Here is a 19,989-nt window from a genome sequence, read left to right on the forward strand (position 1 = left end):
CTGCGTGTCGTGGCCTCGGCCCGGCGGGCGCCCCGTGGGGCGCTCCGCCGGGAGCCGGAGCCGACCGTGGTGGTGCGGTCGTGCTGGTCGCGGTGTGCGGGTGCCGGTCCTCGCGGGTCTCGCGGGTGCGGCGCTCGCGGTGGCCGGGTAGGCCTGCCGCGGTCTGTCTGCCGTGCTGATGGCGTTGTGGTGGCAACAAAAAACCCCTCGGACCCGGGATGCCGGGCTGGACGAGGGGTGAGCGCGCTGACGAAGCCTGGTGGCGTGGCCTCAGCCGGCGCGCTCAGGAAGTACTACAAGGAGGATCGTCTGCACGTCTGGGACTGTACGCCCATGTCCCGGTGATGTCACGTGTCGAGGCGGCCGTCTCACGCACTGGGACGTGCGGGGCGCGGCCCGGTGCGCCGGAGCACCCGCCCCTCCCACGGCTCGAGGTGCCCGACGGCGCCCGGCCGGGCGCCGTCGTCAGCCCGCCCGGGGTGCGTGGTCACGAGGACCGACGCCTCCTCCCAGCCCGTGAGCGTCCCGGTCGGGACGTCCTGCGGGACGCCGCCGACGTTGACGAGCACGAGGAGCTCGTCCCGGACGGTCGTGCCGTCGGGCCCGGGCGCGTCGAGGGCGCGCGTGAACGCGTAGACCGCCTCGTGGTCAGGCAGCAGCATGCGGAAGTCGCCGAGCGCGACGACCGGCTCCTCCCGGCGCAGCGCGACGAGCCGCCGGTAGAAGTGCAGCACGGAGTCCTCGTCGGCCCAGGCGGCCTCCGCGTTGATCGTCGTGTGGTTGGGGTTGACCTCGAGCCACGGCGTCCCCGTCGTGAAGCCGGCGTTCGCGCTCGCGTCCCACTGCACGGGCGTGCGGGCGTGGTCGCGGCTCGCGTGCGCGAGCACGGCGAGCATCTCGCCGTCGGTCCGCAGGCGCGGGGCGCCCGTGCGACCGGTGAGCTCGCGGAAGTACCCGAGCGACTCGACGTCCTGGTACTGCTCGATCCGCGTGAACGGCGCGTTCGTCATGGCGAGCTCCTCGCCCTGGTAGACGTACGGCGTGCCGCGGTGCAGGTGCAGCAGGAGGGCGAGCGCCTTCGCCGAGGCGACGCGGTGCTCCGGGGAGTCGTCGCCGAACCGCGAGACGACGCGCGGCTGGTCGTGGTTGTCCCAGTAGAGGGCGTTCCAGCCCCGGTGGGCGAGGCCCGCCTGCCACCGGCCGAGGGTCGCCTTGAGGTCGGCGAGGTCCCACCGGACCGGGTCGTAGCGGGTCGCGCCGTGGTCGATGCCCATGTGCTCGAACTGGAACACCATGTCGACCTCGCGACGGTCCGGGTCGGTGTACCGCACGCCGTGCTCGACCGTCACGCCCGGCGTCTCCCCCACCGTGAGGATCTCCCGGCCCTGGGCGAGGTACGGCGCGAACACCTCGCGGTGCATCTCGGCGAGGAACTCGTGCACGCGCGGGCCGTCCGTGTAGTGCGGGCTCCCGTCCCCGTACGTGCCCCAGTGCACCTCGCCGTCGGGCAGCGAGCCGTCGGGCGCGACGTCCTTGGAGATGAGGTTGATGACGTCCATGCGGAAGCCGTCGACCCCGCGGTCGAGCCACCGCCGCATCATCGCGTAGACCGCCTCGCGGACGTCGGGGTTCTCCCAGTTGAGGTCCGGCTGCTTGGTGTCGAACAGGTGCAGGTAGTACTCGCCCGAGGCCTCGTCGAACCGCCACGCGCTGCCCCCGAAGAACGAGCGCCAGTTCGTCGGCTCGGCGCCCGGGGCGCCGGGCTCCATGCCCTCGCGCGCGGGGCGCCACCAGTACCAGTCGCGCCGCGGGCTCTGCGCGGACGAGCGCGACTCGACGAACCACGGGTGCTCGTCGCTCGTGTGGTTGACGACGAGGTCCATGACGAGCTTCATCCCGCGCGCGTGCAGCCCCTCGATCAGGGTGTCGAGGTCTGCGAGCGACCCGAACAGCGGGTCGACGTCCTCGTAGTCGCTGATGTCGTAGCCGTTGTCCGCCTGCGGCGACCGGTACACCGGGGACAGCCACACGACGTCGACGCCCAGCCGCTCCAGGTGGTCGAGGCGTCGCGTGATCCCGGGGAGGTCCCCGATGCCGTCGCCGTCGGTGTCCTGGAACGAGCGCGGGTACACCTGGTAGACGACCGAGCGCGTCCACCAGGGGGCCTCCGCCGGCGTCTCGGCGCCGGGCCACCCCCCGCGGCGTGCGTCCTCGGCCTCGGTCCGGGCGTGCTGCGACATCGTCGGTCCTCTCTGCTCCAGGTCTCGTCCCTCACCCTGCCCGACCGTGCCGCGGGGCGCGCGTCCGGCACGCCGGGCGGACGTCCCCCACGACCGGGTCGAAGGACGGGGCGAGCACCGGTGCATCGCTCACCACGCGTGCGCCCCGGCGAACGACGTCGGGGGCGGGTCGACGCCCAGGACGTCGCGCAGGACCGCGAGGTCGTAGGTGCGTTCCATCGCGAGGTGGCTCAGCGCGTACCGGGTCAGGCGTGGCGGCTCGGGGCGGCGCAGCCGCCGGGCGACCGTCTCGACCGCGCCCGCGAGCGCCCAGGCGGGGCGCCCCGGGACGGCGACGACCCGCACGGCGGTACCGCGGCGGCGCAGCGCGTCGGCGAGCGCGTCGCGCAGCACCACCGGCTCGGCGTCGGCGACGTTCGCGACGAGCCACCCCGGTGTGGGCCCTCCCTCGCCGCCGGGCGCGCGGGCGGCGGCGTCGGGCAGCACGACGGCGGCGCGCACCGCGGCGAGCAGCGTGTCCACGTGGGTCAGGGACTGGAGCACGCGTCCGCCGCCGGGCAGGACGAGCCGTCCGCCCCGTACGGCGGCCTCGACGCGCGGCAGGAGCGTCGTGTCGCCCGGCCCGTAGACGGCGTGCGGGCGCAGCACGACGACAGCGCCTCGGTCCGGGTGCCGCGCGACGTCGCGGGCCAGCGCGCGCTCGGCCTCCGCCTTCGTCGTGCCGTAGGCGTCGAGGTACCGGGCGACCGGCGCCTCGTCCTCGCGGGCGCGGACGCTCGGGCGGTACGGGTCGTACACGCTGCCGGACGAGACGTGCACGAACCGCGCGCCGGGGAACGTGTCGCGGACCGCGAGCGTCCCGGCGACGTTCGTGGCGCGCGCGACGTCGAGCGCGCACCAGTCGGACACGGCGGCGCCCGCGTGCACGACGGCGTCCACCGAGGGCGCGTCGGTGAGCGGACCGGTGGTGAGGTCCCAGGCGAGGTGCCGGGCGCCGTCGACCGCCGGGTCGCGGCGGGAGGACGTCCAGACCTCGTGGCCGTCGGCGACCAGCCCGCGCGCGACCGCTCCCCCGACGAACCCCGACGCCCCGGTGACGACAACCCTCACGCGCGGGTGCCGGGGGTGTCTCGGCCGACGGCGGTCGACGCGGCGGCTACCACCGGCTCGACGGGTCCGGCCGGAGCGGCGGGCACGGTCGGCGCGGCGCTCCCGAGCGGCGCGGCGGCCACCAACTGCGCGGCGGCGCGCGAGAGCGCGGCCCGGTCGGGCTTGCGCGAGCGACCGGCGAGCGGCACGCGGTCGGCGTGCAGCACGACGTCGGGCAGCGCGTCGTGGTCGAGAACGCTCGGCAGCGCGGTGCGCACCCGGTCCACGAGCGGGTGGTGCGGGTCCAGATGCACCGCCGCACCGGCGTCGGGCCGAGGGTCGGTCCCGGTGCCCGCGTCCGGCCGAGAGTCTTCCGACGCCGAGGTGACGACGAGCGCGACCCGTTCGTCGCCGTCCACCTGGGGCACCCCCACGAGCAGCGCCTCGCCGACGCCGTCGAGCGCCGCGACGCGCGGCTCGTAGAGGCCGGGGTAGATGTTCGTCGTGCCGCGGATGATCATGTCCCGCGTGCGGCCGACGAGGACGAGCCGCCCCGCGTCGTCGAGGCGCGCGAGGTCGCCGGTGCGGTGCTCTGCGGCCCGTGCGCCCGCGCACCGGGCAGGGGCGTCGAGGTCGTGCAGGTAGCCCGCCATGAGCGACGGCCCGGACAGCACGAGCTCCCCGACGCCGTCGTCGCGGCCGTCCTCGGGCTCCTCGCCCTCGATCGGGTCGAGCCGCGCGACCGTGCCGGGCAGCGGGACGCCGACGAGGTCGCCGTCGCCCGCGTACGCGAGCTTCTCGCGGGCCTCGACCACCGCGACCGGCAGGATCTCGGTCATCCCGTACACCGCGACCCACCGCGTGCCGGGCAGCACGCGCGTCGCGCGCTCCAGGAGCGCGCGGGTCACGGGAGCGCCGCCGACGAGCGCGACGCGCGGCCCGTGCGCGGGCACCGCCCCGGCCTCGATCGCGTCGAGCAGTGCCGTGACGTCCGCGGGCACGAGGTACGTGCCCGCGGCGCCGTCGAGCTGGCGCGCGAAGGTCGTGATGTCGCGGCTCGGCGGGTCGGCCGGCACGGACCACGTGGCACCCGCGAGCAGCGCCGGGACGCCGAGCAGCATCTGGTCGGTGTGCACGACGTCGCCCGGCGCGAGCGCGAACACGTCGCGCAGCAGGTCGCACCCGGCGAGCAGCGACCCGGCCGTGTGCACGACGGCCTTCGGCTGCGCCGTCGTGCCGGACGTGAAGACGGTGAGCGCCTCACGGTCCGGGTCGAGCGGCGGCAGCGCCGCGCGGTCGACCGGGCTCGCGGCGAGGCGGCGGGCGGCGCGCGAGCCGCGCGGCACCCCGGGGAGCCACGGGCCGGCGTGCACGTGCCGCAGCGGGAGGCTCGCGTAGTCGGGCAGGAGCAGGCCCCGTGACCGGGCCAGACGGCGCAGCGGCCCGCGCGAGACGGCGTAGAGCAGCGACTCGGTCGTCGCGAGCGACGGCCCGGCTGCACCCACGCGCGCCGCGAAGAGCTCGGGCGTCGAGCCGGGGTCGACGAAGACGACGGTCCCGCCCGCCCGGACGACCCCGAACGCGAGCACGACGCCCTCCGGCCGAGGTCGCACCGAGAACAGGGCGCGGTCGCCCGGCGCGAGGCCGTCGGCCGCGAGCGCCGTCGCGGTCGCCTCGACGCGCCGCGCGAGGTCGGCGTACGTGACCTCCTCACGCACGCGCGCACCGCGGCGGCCCGGCCGCGTCCAGCGCCGGAGCGCGACCGCGTCGGCGGACGCGTGCCCGGCGGCCCCGCGGGCGAGGATCGGGGCGAGCAGGTGGCGGGGTACGGCGTCGGGCGCGGTCACGCCGCCTCCCCCGCCGACGACGCGGCCGATCCGGCGACCGGGCCCGGTGCGCGCACCTCGCCGCCGACCGCCCGCACGACGAGCGAGCGGTACGCCGGGATGAGCACACCGCGGGCGACGGCGCGGTCGGTGACCTGAAGGCTCCGACCCGCCGCGGCGACCGGGCGCAGGGCGTCCAGGACGGCGTCGACCTGGGCCGTCGCGAGCGGCATCCCGAGGCAGAAGTGCGGTCCGGCGCCGAACCACAGGTGCCGCACCACCGGGTCGACGGGGGCGTCCGGGTCGAAGGGGCCCGCGTCCTGGCAGCAGGAGATCGTCGCGATCACGACCCGGTCGCCCGCGCGGACGCGGACGTCGCCCACGGTCGCGTCGGCGCGCACCGAGCGCAGCATCGCGGGAGTCGGTGCCGTGACGCGCAGCGCCTCCTCGACGACGCGACCGCGCAGCGCGGCGGCCTCCGGCCCGGCGCCGGGGTCGGCCGCGAGGAGCCGGTCGAGCCAGCCGGTGTCGGCGGCGAGCGCGACGAGGCGCGGCACGAACGACTGGATGGTCTCGGTGCCCGTGAGGACGAACGCGCCGACGGCGCCGAGCGCCTCCTCCTCCGAGAGCCCGAGCTCGCGCATGCGCCCGGGGACGGTCGCGGGGTCCCCCGCGCGGTACGCGTCGCGCGCCGGCGCGGACAGCCGTGCGAGGACGGCGCGCGCGTGCCGCACCTGGCTGGGCGTGAGGCTGCGCCGGTGCAGGCGCACGAGGCCGACCACGGACTGCGCGGCGGTCATCGCCTCACGGACGGCGGCGTCCGTCGGGGGCAGCCCGGTCATCGCGCAGACGACCGTCCCGGCCATGGTCGCCGTCTCCGCCACGAGGTCGACGCGCTCCCCCGCGAGCAGCCGCGGAGCGAGGCCCGCGAGGACGTCGGGCACGCTCACCGCGACGAGGTCGCGCACCGCGCGGGGCGTGAAGAGACCCGACAGCGCCCGGCGCAGGCGCGCGTGGTCGGCGCCCTCCATGTTGAGGAGCACGGACGGGCCGAGCACGGGCGTCCACAGGTCCGACGGCGACCCCGGGCCCACCTTGGAGAAGTGCTCGGTGTCGAGCAGCACGGCGCGCGCCGTCGCGGCGTCGGACACGACCACCCCGATCCCGGGGACGCGCACGACCGGGCCGCGGTGCCGCAGGGCCCGGATCGCCGGGTAGACGAGCGGGTGCGCCCCGCGCTGGACCCGCTCCTCCCAGCGCATCGCCGCGGCGAGCCCGGCGGGTGCGGGGGCGAGCGCCGTACCGGTCATCGGATGTCCACGAGCTCGGGCCGGTAGCGGTGGTCGGCGTACCAGCCGAGCGTGCGGACGAGGCCCCACGCGTGCGCGCGGCGTGTCGAGGCCCGCACGACGACGTCGCGGTGCGCGCCGTACCGTCGCGTGAGGCGGCGCACCGCGTTGACGAGCGCCCGGTCCTCGTGGACGTCCTCGATCGCGGTGCGCGGGAACCCGCCCGCCGCCTCGTACAGCGCCGCCGTGATCGCCATGTTGCAGCCCGGCGCCATGACGTAGGGCCCGAGGTAGGACGGGTCCTGGTTGCCGGGGCGGAAGCGCCCGAACGTGCTCGCGACGCTCACCGCCGCGGAGAGCACGCCCTGCTGGACGCGCGAGACCGGGCGGTCGTCGGTGCGCGGCACGAGCCGTCCCGCGACGAGGTCGTGCCCGCTCGCGAACGCGGCGCGCACGCGTCGGGTCCAGTCGGGCAGCGGCAGGCAGTCGGCGTCGGTGCGCGCGAGGTGCGTCGCGCCCTGCGCGATCGCCGCCCGCATGCCCGTGTCGGCCGCCGCGCCCGTGCCCTTCTGCGGCTCGTCGACGACGCGCCACCGCGTCATGCCCCACGCCGCCGCGGTCGCGCGCACCAGGTCGCCCGTGCCGTCCGACGACCCGTTGTCCACGACGACGAGGTCGAAGTCCGTGTCCTGCTGGTCGCGCAGCGCCTCCAGCGTCGCGACGATCCCGTGCGCCTCGTCGCGCGCGGGCACCACGACGGCGAGCCGCTGCGTGCTCGTCACTCCTCGCGTGAACCGCCGGGTGCTCACAGCCGCACCACCGTCGCGCCGATGCTGATGCCGCCCGCGAGGCCGACGAGCACGACGACGTCGCCCGGCCCGACCCGACCTGTCTCGAGCGCGGTCGCGAGCTGCAGCGGGAGCGTCGCGGAGGCGACGTTGCCGTGGTCGGCGACGGTGACGAGCGTGCGGCCGGTCGGCAGGCCGAGCGCGGCGTGCACGTCGTCGAGGTAGGCGACGGCGACCTGGTGCACGGCGACGAGCGCGACGTCGTCCCACGTGAGCCCCGCACGGCCGAGCGCGTCGAGGACGACGCCCGGCCCGAGCGCGAGGAACGCGTCCCGGAGCCGGGACCCGTCGATCTCGAAGTAGGTGCGCTCGAGGTCGCGCGGGTGCGCGGTGCCGCCCCCGGGGAGCATGCCGACGTCCCAGTGCGTCGACTCGGCGCCGAACGAGCTCGCGAGGATGCCGCGGGGCGCGGGGGCGCCGGAGCCGTCGCGCGCGTCGGCCTCCGCCGCGGTGGCGCGGCGCACGAGGACGGCGGCCCCGGCGTCGGACATGGTGTAGCCCGGGGCGGAGAGCAGGTAGGTCGCGCGGTCGGGGACGTCCCAGCGCACGGCGCGCGACGGCGCCTCCCCGCACGCGACGAGGACCGTCCCGTACCGGCCCGTCGCGACGAGCGCCTCGGCGACCTCGATCGCGTTGAGCACGGAGTTGCACGCGTTCTTGACGTCCATGACGGGCGCCCGGACCCCGAGCTTCGCGGCGACGATGTGGCTCGTCGCGGGCTCGACCATGTCCTGGCTCGCCGAGGCGAAGAGCAGCAGGTCGACGTCGTCGGGCGCGAGGCCCTGGGTCGCGAGCAGCTTCTCCGCGGCCGCGACGGCGAGGTCGGAGGCGTCCCAGTCGTCGGGGAGCACGTGGACCTGCCGCACGCCCGTGAGGCGCGAGACCATCGGCACGCGCGGCGCCGCGCCCGGGTTGCGCTCCGCGAGCGCGCGCTCCGCCTCGCGCACGTCGACCACGCGCTCGGGCAGGTGGACCCCGACGGCGGCGATCACCGCCGCGGGACGCACGGGTGCGGACCCGGGGGCTACCGGGCGGGGTGGGTTCTCTGGCACGCGCGACACAGTAGCCAAGCAGACCCTCTCGGACGGCGGTCGTCCACAGGTTCCGATGGGGTGAAGTGCCCATCCCCGGACGGCGGCGCGGCCGCCCCGTGGCCCTGCCGGTGCGCCACACTGACCCCGTGACTGCGACCACGACCGGACCCGTGCCCACCCGCGAACGACGTCGCGCCCTGCCCACGACCCGGCACGAGCTGCAGGTCCTCGCCGCCGCGCGCCCCGCGATGGCCGGCGTGCTGCTCGTGGGCGGCGCGCTCACCGGGCCGCGTCCGGGCGGAGGGCTGCGCCGGGTCCCGGGCCTCGGGTGGGTGACGGCCGACCCGACCGTGGGTCGCCGCATCCTCACCGACCACCGGCACTTCACGATCGTCGGCGAGGGCGGGGTCGGGCACCTGTGGGCCCAGATCCTCGGCGACTGGGTCCTCGACCTGTTCGACGGGCCCGGCCACCACGACCTGCGCACCCGCTCGCGCGAGCTCTTCACCGAGACGAGCGCCGCGGCGCTGGTCGACGGCGCGTGGTCGCTCGCGCTCGACGACGCGCGCCGCACCCTCGCCGCGGGCGGGACGGTCGACGTCGGACGGCTCGCGCGCGTGCTCGTCGGCCGGATGATGATCTCGCTGCTCGGCATCCCGTCCCCGGCGGCCACCGGGGCGAGCTCAGGGGCGGGCTCAGCGCCGGGCTCAGCGGCAGGCGCCGGGACCGGTGCGACGCCGGAGGCCGTCCCGACGGACGACGACGCCCTGGCGGCCTTCGCGACGGGCGAGCGGCTCGCGTCGATCGCGCTCGGGAGCGCCGGCTCGACGTACCTCGCGCCGGGCCAGGTCGCCGCGGCGCGGGAGATCGTCGCCGAGCTGACCCAGGGCGTCCCGGACGGGTGGCGGCACGCGCCGGCCGACCGCCTGCTGGGCCGGTGCCGCGAGCTCGGCCTCGGGCTGGAGGAGACGACCGGGCTCGCGAGCCTGCTCATGGTCGCGGGCACCGAGACGTCGGCATCCGCGATGGCCCGCACCACCGCGCTCCTGATCGACACGGGCGAGCAGCACCGCCTGCTCCGGCTCCTGGCCGACGAGCGCGCCCACCCCGTCCAGCGGGCGGCCGGCGAGCCGGACGCCGTCGAGAACGCCGTGCGCGAGGGTCTGCGCGTGACGAGCCCGGCCTCGGTGATCGGCCGGGGCGTGTCGGCCGACGTCGAGGTCGCGGGCCGCACCCTGCGCGCCGGGGAGCGCGTCATGATCCTCACGTGGGCGGCGAACGCGGCGGCCGGGCCGTTCCGCGCCGACCGTCCGTACGTGCGCGAGACGCGCCAGCTCTGGTTCGGTGCGGGGCGCCACCTGTGCCTCGGGGCCGCGCTTGCCCGCGCCGAGATCGCCGCGCTCCTGCACGCGCTGTTCGACGACGGCGCACCCCTGCGCGTCGTCTCGCGCCACGCCAAGCGGCGGGTGCTGGTGCCCGGCTACGACGAGCTCGTCGTCGCGCGCGCCTGACCCGCAGGCCGGGTCTCGTCAGCGGCACACCGGGCGTCAGCCCTGCGGGGTGACGCTCCACGTGCCGGCGGTCTTCACGGCGAGGACGCCTGGCAGCGCGAGGTCGTACGTCTCGGTGAACGCCTCGGAGTCGCCGAACATGCGCGACGCCTCGCGCGTGACCCCGAAGTATCGGCCCTGGAACGAGTCCTCGGGGCCCGCCGGCGTCCACGACACCTCCGCGCTCGTCGTGCTGCCGTCGAGCCGCAAGACGGTCGGCCCCGTGCCCGACTGCGGCCCTGCGACGGGCGGCAGGTCGTTCCAGCTCTCGAACCGCAGGGACCACTCCCCCGACGCTTCGAGCCAGATCGACTGCTGCGGCGCGGAGTCCTCGAAGACGTCCATGAGGTACGACCCGGTCGTCTCACCGAGCGCGCCCGGGTACGGCGTGACGTCCGTCGGCGCCATGAACGCGCGCGTCCCTGCGCAGTCGCCGCAGTCCAGGTGCACGACGACGGCGAAGTCGCCGTCGCGCGCGAACGTCACGGCGGCGCTCCCTGTCCCGCTCGCCGCGGCGGGTGCACCGGCGGCGACCGTTCCCGCGTCCACCGCCTGAGCGGGTGGCGCGGAGGGACGGTCGGCGAGCGGGTCGACCGCCTCCGGCGTCGTCTCCTCCGACGGCTCCTCGCGCGTGCCCAGCGGGTCCTCGGTGGCCGTCGGGCTCGGGGCGGAGGACCCCGGAGCGGCCTCCGGCTCCCCGGCGGCCGTGCACCCGCCGAGCGCGACGACCGCGACCGTCACGATGGCCAGCGGGACGACGGCGGACACGGCCCGGCGACGGCGCGGCGATCTCTCCGGACGGGCGCTCACGGGACCAGCCTCGCAGAGACCGGACGGTTCGTGCGCGCTCGGCTCACCCCCGGCGCCACCGGGCGCGGTCAGTCGCGCGCCTGCCAGGTGCAGACGCACGCCTCGTTGCCCTCGGCGTCGGCCAGGACCCAGAACGCGGGCGCGCGACGGTCGGACACGAGGTGCCCGCCCGCGGCGATGGCGGCGGTGACGCGCGCCTCCGCGACGTCGTGCGGGACCGTCACGTCCACGTGGATGCGGTTGCGCTGCTCGCGCGGCGCATCCATCTGCTGGAACCAGAACGCCGGGGCGCGCCCGCTCGGGTCGCGGAGCTCGGGCGCGGGCAGCTCCGGGGCGCCCTCGTCGAACCCGAGGACCGCGCGCCAGAACGGCTGCACCGCCGTGCCGACGAGGGTGTCGATCGCGATCTCGAGGTCCTGCACCGCCGTCGGGTCCGCGACGAGGTCGAGCTCGCGCGCCGCCGCGGAGATCTGCCGGGCGAGGGCCACGTCGCGCGCGCTGACGCCCCCGACGTCGTGCGAGGTCAGCCGGACCGTCACCGTCCCGTACCGCAGGTCGACGTCGGGGTGGTGGTTCGCCGCCTCGGCGAGCTCGCCGATCGCGTCGACGAGCTCCACCCCCGCGGTGAACGACCCCGTGCGGAACAGCGTCTGCACCGTCCTGAGGATGAACCGCCAGTCCTCGACGCCGTCGCTGTCGTGGAACTGGCGCGCGGTGATGCGGTCGTCCGCCGTCTGGGTCATGGCCGTCCTCCGGGGTGCGTCGCTGCGGCGAGGTGCGACACCACGCTAGTGCGCGCCTCCGACGCCCGCGCGCTCCGCGGTCACTCGAGGATCGCGCCGCGCGACGCCGACTGGACGAGCTTGGCGTACTTGGCGAGCACCCCGCGCGTGAACGTCGGGGGCAGCGGCGCCCACCCGTCGCGACGCGCGGCGACAGTGTCGGCGTCGACGAGCAGGTCGAGCGTCTTGTTCGCGACGTCGAGCCGGATCGGGTCGCCGTCGCGCACGAACGCGATGGGGCCGCCGTCGACCGCCTCGGGCGCGACGTGCCCGACGCACAGGCCGGTCGTCCCGCCGGAGAAGCGGCCGTCCGTGAGCAGCAGGACCGTCTTGCCGAGCCCCGCGCCCTTGATCGCGCCCGTGATGGCGAGCATCTCGCGCATCCCCGGGCCGCCCTTGGGCCCCTCGTACCGGATGACGACGACGTCGCCGTCCGTGATCGTGCCGTCCTCCAGGGCGTCGAGCGCCGCGCGCTCGCGCTCGAAGACGCGGGCGGTGCCCTCGAACACGTCCTCGTCGAACCCGGCGGACTTCACGACGGCGCCCTCGGGTGCGAGCGACCCGTGCAGGATCGTGATGCCGCCCGTGTGGTGGATCGGGTCGTCGAGGGCCCGCAGGATCTTGCCGTCCGGGTCGGGCGGGTCGATCTCGGCGAGATTCTCCGCGACGGTGCGGCCCGTGACGGTGAGCGCGTCGCCGTGCAGCAGGCCGGCGTCGAGCAGGGCCTTCATGACGACGGGCACGCCGCCGATGCGGTCGACGTCGTTCATCACGTAGCGCCCGAACGGCTTGAGGTCGCCGAGGTGCGGCACGCGGCTCGCGACGCGGTCGAAGTCGGCGAGCGTGAGGTCGACCTCGGCCTCGTGCGCGATGGCGAGCAGGTGCAGCACCGCGTTGGTGGAGCCGCCGAACGCCATGACGACGGCGATCGCGTTCTCGAACGCCTCCTTCGTCATGATGTCGCGCGCCGTGATGCCGAGCCGCAGCAGGTTGACGACGGCCTCGCCCGAGCGGTGCGCGAACGCGTCCCGGCGCCGGTCCGCCGACGGCGGCGCCGCCGAGCCGGGCAGCGACATGCCCATCGCCTCGGCGACCGACGCCATCGTGTTCGCCGTGTACATGCCGCCGCACGCGCCCTCGCCGGGGCAGATGGCGCGCTCGATGCGGTCCACGTCCTCGCGGCTCATGAGCCCGCGCGCGCACGCGCCGACCGCCTCGAACGCGTCGATGAGCGTGACGTCCTTCTCCGTGCCGTCGGAGAGCTTGACCCAGCCGGGCATGATCGAGCCCGCGTAGAGGAACACGCTCGCCAGGTCCAGCCGCGCGGCCGCCATGAGCATCCCGGGCAGGGACTTGTCGCACCCGGCGAGGAGGACCGTCCCGTCGAGGCGCTCCGCCTGGACGACCGTCTCGACCGAGTCCGCGATGATGTCGCGGCTCACGAGCGAGAAGTGCATCCCCTCGTGGCCCATGGAGATGCCGTCGGAGACGGAGATCGTCCCGAACTGCAGCGGGTACCCGCCGCCCGCGTGCACGCCCTCCTTCGCGCCCTGCGCGAGCCGGTCGAGCGACAGGTTGCACGGCGTGATCTCGTTCCACGAGCTCGCGATGCCGATCTGCGGCTTGGCGAAGTCCTCGTCGCCCATGCCGACGGCGCGCAGCATGCCGCGCGACGCCGTCGCCTCCAGGCCGTCGGTGACCTGGCGGGAGCGCGGCTTGAGGTCGGGTCCGGCGTCGGACCCCGAGGTGTGCCCAGTCATGACCCCACTCTAGGAACGGCACCGGCGCGGGGCGCGGCGGGACGCGCCGGACGCGCCGCGGCACGGAGGCGCGCCCGGCCCGTGCAGGCCCGAGACGGGCCGACCGCGGCGCGAGGCGCACGGCATCATGGGGCCGTGCACACACGCCCCGGAGCCGTCCGAGCCCTCCTGCCCGTCCTCGCCCTGGCCGCGACCGCCGCGTGCGCGGCTCCCGCGCCGTCGGGCACGAGCCCCGGCTCCCCTACCTCCGCGACGTCCGCCCCCGCACCGGACGCGACGACCGGGACGCCCGACGACGCCGCGACCGCGACGGAGACCGCGAGCGCCGAGGAGGCTCCCCAGGGGCAGGTCGAGACGCCCGAGGAGTCGTTCCGCGCGTGGCTGGCCGCGAGCCGCGCGCCGGACGTCGAGGTCGCGTGCGGCTACCTCGCACCGGAGCTCGTCGACCGGATGGTCGCCGAGATGACGGCACAGGGGTGGCCGGGCATCACGGACTGCGCGTCGATGACCACGACCACCGCCGGTCTCTACGCGGCCGTGGGCGACGTGCCGGAGGTCGAGGTCGGCGTCCGCGAGGAGCGCGCCGACGCGACGGTGCTGTCCGTCGTCTACGACGGCGGCGACTGCGGGACCGCCGTCATGGTGCCGCAGGGCACGCGGTGGGTCGTCACCGAGCAGTCCGAGGAGGAGTGCTGACCCTCGCCGCGTGGGGCTCCGTGCCCGGGCACGACGACGGGCCCGCACCTCGGGAGGTGCGGGCCCGTCGTCGTCGGGTCAGCGGCGCTTGATCAGCGACACGTCGCGGACGGCGCCGCGGTCGGCGGACGTCGCCATGGCGGCGTAGGCCTGGAGGGCGGGCGAGACGTAGCGGTCGCGGTCGACCGGCTGCCACGGGTTCTCGCGCGCCTCCATCTTGGCGCGGCGCTCGGCGAGCACGTCGTCGGCCACGTTGAGGCGGATGAGGCGCGTGTCGACGTCGATCTCGATCTCGTCGCCGTCCTCGACGAGGCCGATGACGCCGCCCGCGGCGGCCTCGGGCGAGACGTGGCCGACGGAGATGCCCGACGACCCGCCGGAGAACCGGCCGTCGGTGATGAGCGCGGTGACCTTGCCGAGGCCGCGGCCCTTGATGAACGACGTCGGGTACAGCATCTCCTGCATGCCGGGGCCGCCCGCGGGCCCCTCGTAGCGCACGACGACGACGTGGCCGGGCTGGACCTGCTTGGTGAGGATCTTCTCGACGGCCTCGTCCTGCGACTCGCAGACGAGCGCCGTGCCGACGAAGTGGAAGACGTCCGGGTCTACCCCGGCGGTCTTGAACACGGCGCCGTCCTCGGCGAGGTTGCCGCGCAGCACGGCGAGCCCGCCCTCGACGGTGTACGCGTGCTCGAGGTCGCGGATGCAGCCCTCGGCCGCGTCGGTGTCGAGCGACTCCCAGCGGTTCGACGTCGAGAACGCCTGCGTGGTGCGCACTCCCCCGGGCGCCGCGTGGAACAGCTCGACGGCCCGCTCGGTCGCCTTGCCGCCCCGGACGTCCCAGTCGTCGAGCCACTCGCGCAGCGTCGGCGTGTGCACGCTCGTGACGTCGTGGTCGAGCAGGCCCGCGCGGTCGAGCTCGCCCAGGAGGGCGGGGATGCCGCCGGCGCGGTGCACGTCCTCCATGTGGAAGTTCGGGTGGTTCGGCGCGACCTTGGACAGGCACGGCACCTGGCGGCTGATGCGCTCGATGTCGGTGAGGTCGAAGTCGACGCCCCCCTCCTGCGCGGCGGCGAGGATGTGCAGCACGGTGTTCGTCGAGCCGCCCATCGCGACGTCGAGCGCCATGGCGTTCGAGAACGCGGCCTTGGTCGCGATCGAGCGGGGCGCGACGGAGTCGTCCTCGTCCTCGTAGTAGCGCTTCGCGAGCCCGACGATCGTGCGGCCGGCCTCGAGGAAGAGCTCCTTGCGTGCGGCGTGCGTCGCGAGGGTCGAGCCGTTGCCGGGGAGCGACAGGCCGAGCGCCTCGGTGAGGCAGTTCATCGAGTTCGCGGTGAACATGCCGGAGCACGACCCGCACGTGGGGCACGCGTTCTCCTCGACCTGGGCGAGCGCGGCGTCGGACACCGCGTCGTCGGCCGAGTAGTTGATCGCGTTGACGAGGTTGAGCGGGGTCTTCGCGACGCCGTCGGCGACGACCGCCTTGCCCGCCTCCATGGGGCCGCCGGACACGAAGATCACGGGGATGTTGAGCCGCAGCGCGGCGTTGAGCATGCCGGGCGTGATCTTGTCGCAGTTCGAGATGCACACGAGGGCGTCGGCGCAGTGCGCGTTGACCATGTACTCGACCGAGTCGGCGATGAGGTCGCGGCTCGGGAGCGAGTAGAGCATGCCGCCGTGGCCCATGGCGATGCCGTCGTCGACGGCGATGGTGTTGAACTCCTTGGAGACGCCGCCGGCCTCGCGGATCGCGGACGCGACGAGGTCGCCCATGTCCTTGAGGTGTACGTGGCCGGGGACGAACTGCGTGTACGAGTTGGCGATCGCGATGATCGGCTTGCCGAAGTCCTCCGCGCCCATGCCGGTCGCGCGCCAGAGGGCGCGGGCGCCGGCCATGTTGCGGCCGTGGGTGGACGTCCGAGAGCGCAGGGGGCGGCTCATTCCGGGTCAGCTCCTTCGACGGGGTGCTGCGACCGATCCTCCGGCCGCCGGGTCACATTACGCCTCGTCGGGGCGGTCCGGCCGAGGCGTCCGCCTCGTGGTCGTGCGGCCTACGTACGTAGCTACGAGGGACCTACGGGATGTCCACGCGATCCGGACGTAAGGGTTGAACCGCCTCGCGTACCCCTGCCACCGTGGGCGAGCACGTCACGGCCGGACGACCACCGCGACGCCTCGACGGGGAGCGGCACACCGCTCGGGTCGGGGCAGGTCCTCGCCGGCCCCGACCCGACCACTTCTCTCCCCGAGGGGGCACCTCCATGTCCACGTCCACCACGTCCGCGCCGCCCGGCGCCACCTCTGGGGCCGCAGCGCGCACCACCGACCCCGTCACCCAGGACGACGTCGTCACGCGCTCGTCGGCCCGCCACGCCCTCGCGCTCACGCGGATCGGCACGGCCGTCGTCTTCCTGTGGCCGTTCACCGACAAGCTCGTCGGCCTCGGGTACGCGACCCCGCGCGAGCGCGCGTGGCTCGCGGGGGGCGCGCCCACGCAGGGCTACCTGGAGAACGGCGCCCAGGGCCCGCTCGCGAGCACGTTCGCCGCGATGGCGAGCCCTGTCACCGACTGGCTCTTCATGCTCGGGCTGCTGGGCGTCGGCCTCGCGCTCCTGCTGGGGATCGGCCTGCGCGTCGCTGCGGTGAGCGGCACGGTCCTCTTCGCGATGCTGTGGCTCTCGCAGTGGCCGCTCGCGGCCGGTTCGAACAACCCGGTCGTCGACGACCACGTCCTCGTGATCCTGCTCCTCGCCGTCCTCGCGACGACGCTCGCGGGCGACACGTGGGGCCTCGGCCGACGCTGGGCGGCCCTCCCCCTCGTGCGCCGGGCGGCCTGGCTGCGCTGACGCGCCTTGAGACCGGCACCCCCACGGGTGCAGGACCGGAGCGGGGCCGCGACGTCGCGGCCCCGCTCCGTCGTCGGGCGTCGCCCTCAGGCCCCGGCGGTGTGCGCGCCCTCGAGCTCGTCGGCGTGGCGGATGTGCCGCGTGACCCACGGCGCGAGCGCGAACAGCGCGAGCGCGAACACGAGGGTGATGGCGCCGATGCCGCCGAAGTACGCGGTGTCGGACGCGCCCTCGGTGACCTGCACGACCTGCGCGGTGATGGCCTGCCCGGCGGCGGGCGCGAGGAACCACAGGGCCATCGCCTGGGACCGGAACGCCTTGGGCGCGAGCAGCGTCGTCGCGGCGAGGCCGACCGGCGACAGGCACAGCTCGCCGAGCGTCTGGATCACGTAGACGAGCACGAGGACCCACGACGGCGCCTTGCCGTCGCCGACGACGGCCGACGCGGCCGCGAGGAAGAGGAACGACACCGACGCGAGGGTGAGGCCGATCGCGAACTTGTTGGCCGTCGTCGGGCGGTCGCCCGTCTTGAGCCAGATCCACGCGAACACGGGCGCGAGGACGATGATCGACAACGGGTTCACCGACTGGAAGAACTCGGGGCTGATGCCCACGCCGAAGAACGTCAGGTCGGTGCGGTCCTTCGCGAACGCCGAGAGCGTCGTGGCCGCCTGCTCGAAGATCATCCAGAAGAGCATCGCCGCGACGAACAGCGGGATGTACGCGATGACACGCGGCCGCTCGGCGTCCGTCACGCGCGGCGAGCGGTACATGACGATGAAGTACGCGATCGGCGCGAGGAACGCCAGGTAGGACATCGTGTCGATGAAGGTCGAGATCTCGAACCCGCCCGCGACGAGGACGGCGACGAGACCGACGAGCACCACGCCGCCCGCGATGAGGAGGAAGATCCGCGCGATCTTGGCGCGCTCCTCGGGGCGGACGGGGTTGGGCACGTGCGCGCCCGCCTCGCCGAGGTAGCGCCGGCCCGCGACGAAGAACACGAGCGCGACCGCCATGCCCACCGCCGCGACGGCGAAGCCCGCGTGGTACCCGCCCCAGGCGCGCGCGGCGCCCACGAGGAACGGCGCGACGAACGAGCCGAGGTTGATGCCCATGTAGAAGATCGAGAAGCCGGAGTCGCGGCGCGGGTCGTCGCGCGCGTACAGCTCGCCGACCATCGACGACACGTTGGGCTTGAGCAGGCCGGTGCCGAGCGCGACGAGCGCGATGCCCACCATCGAGAAGCCCGTGCCGGGGATCGTGAGGCTCACGTGCCCGGCCGCGATGATGATGCCGCCGTACAGGACCGAGCGCCGGGACCCGATCACGCGGTCGGCGAGCCAGCCGCCCACGACGGACAGCAGGTACACGCTGGTCCCGTAGATCGACACGAGCGCGAGGCCCGTCGTCTCCCCGATGCCCAGGCCGCCGTTCGCGACGGTGTCCGTGAGGTAGAACAGCAGGATCGCGCGCATCCCGTAGTAGCTGAACCGCTCCCACAGCTCGGTGGTGAAGAGCGTCAGCAGCCCGCGCGGGTGCCCGAAGAACGCGTGGTCCCCGACGATCGCCCCCGCGGCGGGCCCCTCGGCCGCCCCCACTCCGGCCGCGGTACCGGGCCCGAGGGGCGGAGCCCCGGCCTCCGGCTCGGTGCGCGCCTCGCGCCCGAGCGCGCGGCGTCGCGCGTCGTCCTGCTCTCGTCGGTCGTCGCCACCCATCCTGCGATGCTCCCACCGGCGTGCACCGCCTGCGACCGTTAGCGTGGCCGGATGCCGACGCTCTGGTGGTGCCGCCGCGACCTCCGCCTCGCCGACAACCCGGCCCTCGTGGCGGCGGTGCAGGCCGCCCGGGACGCGGACGACGAGGTCGTCGCGCTCTACGTGCTCGACCCCCGCCTGTGGGGCTCCGCGGGCGACCCGCGCCGCGCCTACCTCGCGCGGAGCCTCGCCGCGCTCGACGAGGCGACCGGCGGCCGGCTCGTCGTCCGGCACGGCGACCCGCGCGCCGTCGTGCCCGCCGTCGCGCGCGAGGTCGAGGCGCGCGACGTGCACGTCGCGGCGTCGTTCGAGCCCTACGGCGTCGCCCGCGACGTCGCGGTCGAGGAGGCGCTGCCCGACGCCGGCGCGCACCTCGTGCGCACCGGCTCGCCCTACGCCGTCGCGCCGGGGCGCCTGCGCACGCGCACCGGGACCCCGTTCCAGGTCTTCACGCCGTTCCGCGACGCGTGGGTCGAGCACGGCTGGCGCGACCCGGCGCCGCGACCGCGCGACGTGCCGTGGGCCACGCTCCGGTCGGACGGCGTCCCCGCCGACCCCGGCACCGACGCCCGGCTCCCCGCCGCGGGCGAGGCCGCCGCGCGACGGCGCTGGCGCGACTTCCTCGCGGACCACCTCGCGGGCTACGCGACGGAGCGCGACCGCCCGGACCGGCCCGCGACGTCGGGCATGTCCGTGCCGCTGAAGTGGGGCGAGCTGCACCCGCGCACGCTCCTCGCCGACGTGCGGAGCGCCCTGCACGACGGGCTCGCGCCGTCCGACGACGCGCTCGCCTACCGCTCCGAGCTCGCCTGGCGCGAGTTCCACGCCGACGTCCTGTTCCACCACCCGGGGGCGGCGCAGCGGTCGCTCCGGGACGTCGTGCCCGAGGACGCGTGGGCGGAGGGTGCCGCCGAGGACGCGTACCTCGCCGCGTGGGCCGAGGGCCGCACGGGCTACCCGCTCGTCGACGCCGGGATGCGCCAGCTCCTCGGCGAGGGGTGGATGCACAACCGCGTGCGGATGGTCGTGGCGTCGTTCCTCGTCAAGGACCTGCACGTGCGGTGGCAGCGCGGCGCAGAGCACTTCATGGCGCACCTCGCGGACGGCGACGTCTCGCAGAACCAGCTGAACTGGCAGTGGGTCGCCGGGACGGGCCGCGACGCCGCGCCGTACTTCCGCATCTTCAACCCCGTCACCCAGGCGAAGAAGTTCGACCCCGACGGCTCGTACGTGCGCCGGTGGGTGCCGGAGCTGCGGGAGGTCGAGGGCCGGGCGGTCCACGAGCCGTGGACGCTGCGCGAGCAGCCGACCGGGTACCCGGAGCGGATCGTCGACCACGCCGTCGAGCGGAAGGTCTCGCTCGACGACTTCGAGCGGGCCCGGCGCGCCTGACGCATCTTTCTCAACCAGAGGGTTGACGACTCTGCGGACGCGGCGTAGCGTCGTTGTCAACCAATGAGTT

Annotated in this window: 15 protein-coding genes; 4 read left to right on the top strand and 11 right to left on the bottom strand. The window is 75.3% G+C overall.

Going from position 1 to position 19,989, the window contains the following annotated elements:
• Positions 1–368: 368 nt before the first annotated feature.
• The 6 genes from BJP59_RS11320 to BJP59_RS11345 all read right to left on the bottom strand — a co-directional run bounded on the left by BJP59_RS11320 (position 369) and on the right by BJP59_RS11345 (position 8,344).
• Complete coding sequence (locus tag BJP59_RS11320) at positions 369–2,240, bottom strand: alpha-glucosidase (protein WP_194520971.1); 1,872 nt, start codon at positions 2,238–2,240, stop codon at positions 369–371.
• 129 nt (positions 2,241–2,369) lie between these two features.
• Positions 2,370–3,350, bottom strand: coding sequence for an NAD-dependent epimerase/dehydratase family protein (locus BJP59_RS11325; protein WP_194520972.1), 981 nt, complete (start codon positions 3,348–3,350; stop codon positions 2,370–2,372).
• Positions 3,347–5,176 (bottom strand): class I adenylate-forming enzyme family protein, encoded by a 1,830-nt coding sequence (locus BJP59_RS11330; protein ID WP_194520973.1) that lies wholly within the window; start codon positions 5,174–5,176, stop codon positions 3,347–3,349. Before BJP59_RS11330 ends, BJP59_RS11325 begins: the two co-directional genes overlap by 4 nt.
• Entirely contained in the window at positions 5,173–6,465 is a 1,293-nt protein-coding gene (locus BJP59_RS11335; protein WP_228485014.1) for a cytochrome P450, read from the bottom strand. The genes BJP59_RS11330 and BJP59_RS11335 overlap by 4 nt, the downstream gene beginning before the upstream one ends.
• Positions 6,462–7,253 (bottom strand): glycosyltransferase family 2 protein, encoded by a 792-nt coding sequence (locus BJP59_RS11340; RefSeq protein ID WP_228485015.1) that lies wholly within the window; start codon positions 7,251–7,253, stop codon positions 6,462–6,464. Before BJP59_RS11340 ends, BJP59_RS11335 begins: the two co-directional genes overlap by 4 nt.
• Positions 7,250–8,344: a 3-oxoacyl-ACP synthase III family protein gene (locus tag BJP59_RS11345; RefSeq protein WP_228485016.1), complete on the bottom strand. Its 1,095-nt coding sequence runs from the start codon at positions 8,342–8,344 to the stop codon at positions 7,250–7,252. Before BJP59_RS11345 ends, BJP59_RS11340 begins: the two co-directional genes overlap by 4 nt.
• Positions 8,345–8,472: 128 nt before the next feature.
• Between BJP59_RS11345 and BJP59_RS11350 the strand changes: the two genes are divergently transcribed.
• The gene (locus BJP59_RS11350) at positions 8,473–9,837 is read left to right on the top strand and encodes a cytochrome P450 (RefSeq protein ID WP_228485017.1); all 1,365 of its coding nucleotides are present in this window, start codon (positions 8,473–8,475) and stop codon (positions 9,835–9,837) included.
• Between the two features lie 36 nt (positions 9,838–9,873).
• Here the strand turns inward: BJP59_RS11350 and BJP59_RS11355 are convergent, their stop codons facing one another.
• The 3 genes from BJP59_RS11355 to ilvD (BJP59_RS11365) all read right to left on the bottom strand — a co-directional run bounded on the left by BJP59_RS11355 (position 9,874) and on the right by ilvD (BJP59_RS11365) (position 13,228).
• Positions 9,874–10,644, bottom strand: a complete 771-nt coding sequence (locus tag BJP59_RS11355; protein ID WP_194520974.1) for a hypothetical protein — start codon at positions 10,642–10,644, stop codon at positions 9,874–9,876.
• A gap of 110 nt (positions 10,645–10,754) precedes the next feature.
• Positions 10,755–11,429, bottom strand: a complete 675-nt coding sequence (locus tag BJP59_RS11360; protein ID WP_021482629.1) for a 4a-hydroxytetrahydrobiopterin dehydratase — start codon at positions 11,427–11,429, stop codon at positions 10,755–10,757.
• Between the two features lie 80 nt (positions 11,430–11,509).
• Positions 11,510–13,228 carry a dihydroxy-acid dehydratase gene (gene ilvD, locus BJP59_RS11365; protein ID WP_194520975.1) on the bottom strand — a complete coding sequence of 573 codons (1,719 nt, stop codon included), beginning with the start codon at positions 13,226–13,228 and terminating at the stop codon, positions 11,510–11,512.
• Positions 13,229–13,363: 135 nt separating this feature from the next.
• Between ilvD (BJP59_RS11365) and BJP59_RS11370 the strand changes: the two genes are divergently transcribed.
• Positions 13,364–13,924 carry a hypothetical protein gene (locus tag BJP59_RS11370; protein ID WP_171468154.1) on the top strand — a complete coding sequence of 187 codons (561 nt, stop codon included), beginning with the start codon at positions 13,364–13,366 and terminating at the stop codon, positions 13,922–13,924.
• A 78-nt stretch (positions 13,925–14,002) separates the two neighbouring features.
• On the opposite strand, the gene ilvD (BJP59_RS11375) is transcribed toward BJP59_RS11370, so the two are convergent.
• Complete coding sequence (gene ilvD, locus BJP59_RS11375; RefSeq protein WP_194520976.1) at positions 14,003–15,865, bottom strand: dihydroxy-acid dehydratase; 1,863 nt, start codon at positions 15,863–15,865, stop codon at positions 14,003–14,005.
• A gap of 320 nt (positions 15,866–16,185) precedes the next feature.
• Here ilvD (BJP59_RS11375) and BJP59_RS11380 point away from each other — a divergent pair, with 320 nt between their 5' ends.
• Positions 16,186–16,770 carry a DoxX family protein gene (locus tag BJP59_RS11380; RefSeq protein ID WP_194217078.1) on the top strand — a complete coding sequence of 195 codons (585 nt, stop codon included), beginning with the start codon at positions 16,186–16,188 and terminating at the stop codon, positions 16,768–16,770.
• 86 nt (positions 16,771–16,856) lie between these two features.
• On the opposite strand, the gene BJP59_RS11385 is transcribed toward BJP59_RS11380, so the two are convergent.
• The gene (locus BJP59_RS11385; RefSeq protein ID WP_163187230.1) at positions 16,857–18,488 is read right to left on the bottom strand and encodes a peptide MFS transporter; all 1,632 of its coding nucleotides are present in this window, start codon (positions 18,486–18,488) and stop codon (positions 16,857–16,859) included.
• Positions 18,489–18,539: 51 nt separating this feature from the next.
• On the opposite strand from BJP59_RS11385, the gene BJP59_RS11390 reads away from it, so the two are divergent.
• Positions 18,540–19,919 (top strand): cryptochrome/photolyase family protein, encoded by a 1,380-nt coding sequence (locus tag BJP59_RS11390; protein WP_194520977.1) that lies wholly within the window; start codon positions 18,540–18,542, stop codon positions 19,917–19,919.
• Positions 19,920–19,989: the final 70 nt, after the last annotated feature.

Source organism: Cellulosimicrobium sp. JZ28 (genome assembly GCF_015327065.1).
Taxonomy (GTDB): Bacteria; Actinomycetota; Actinomycetes; order Actinomycetales; family Cellulomonadaceae; genus Cellulosimicrobium; species Cellulosimicrobium funkei.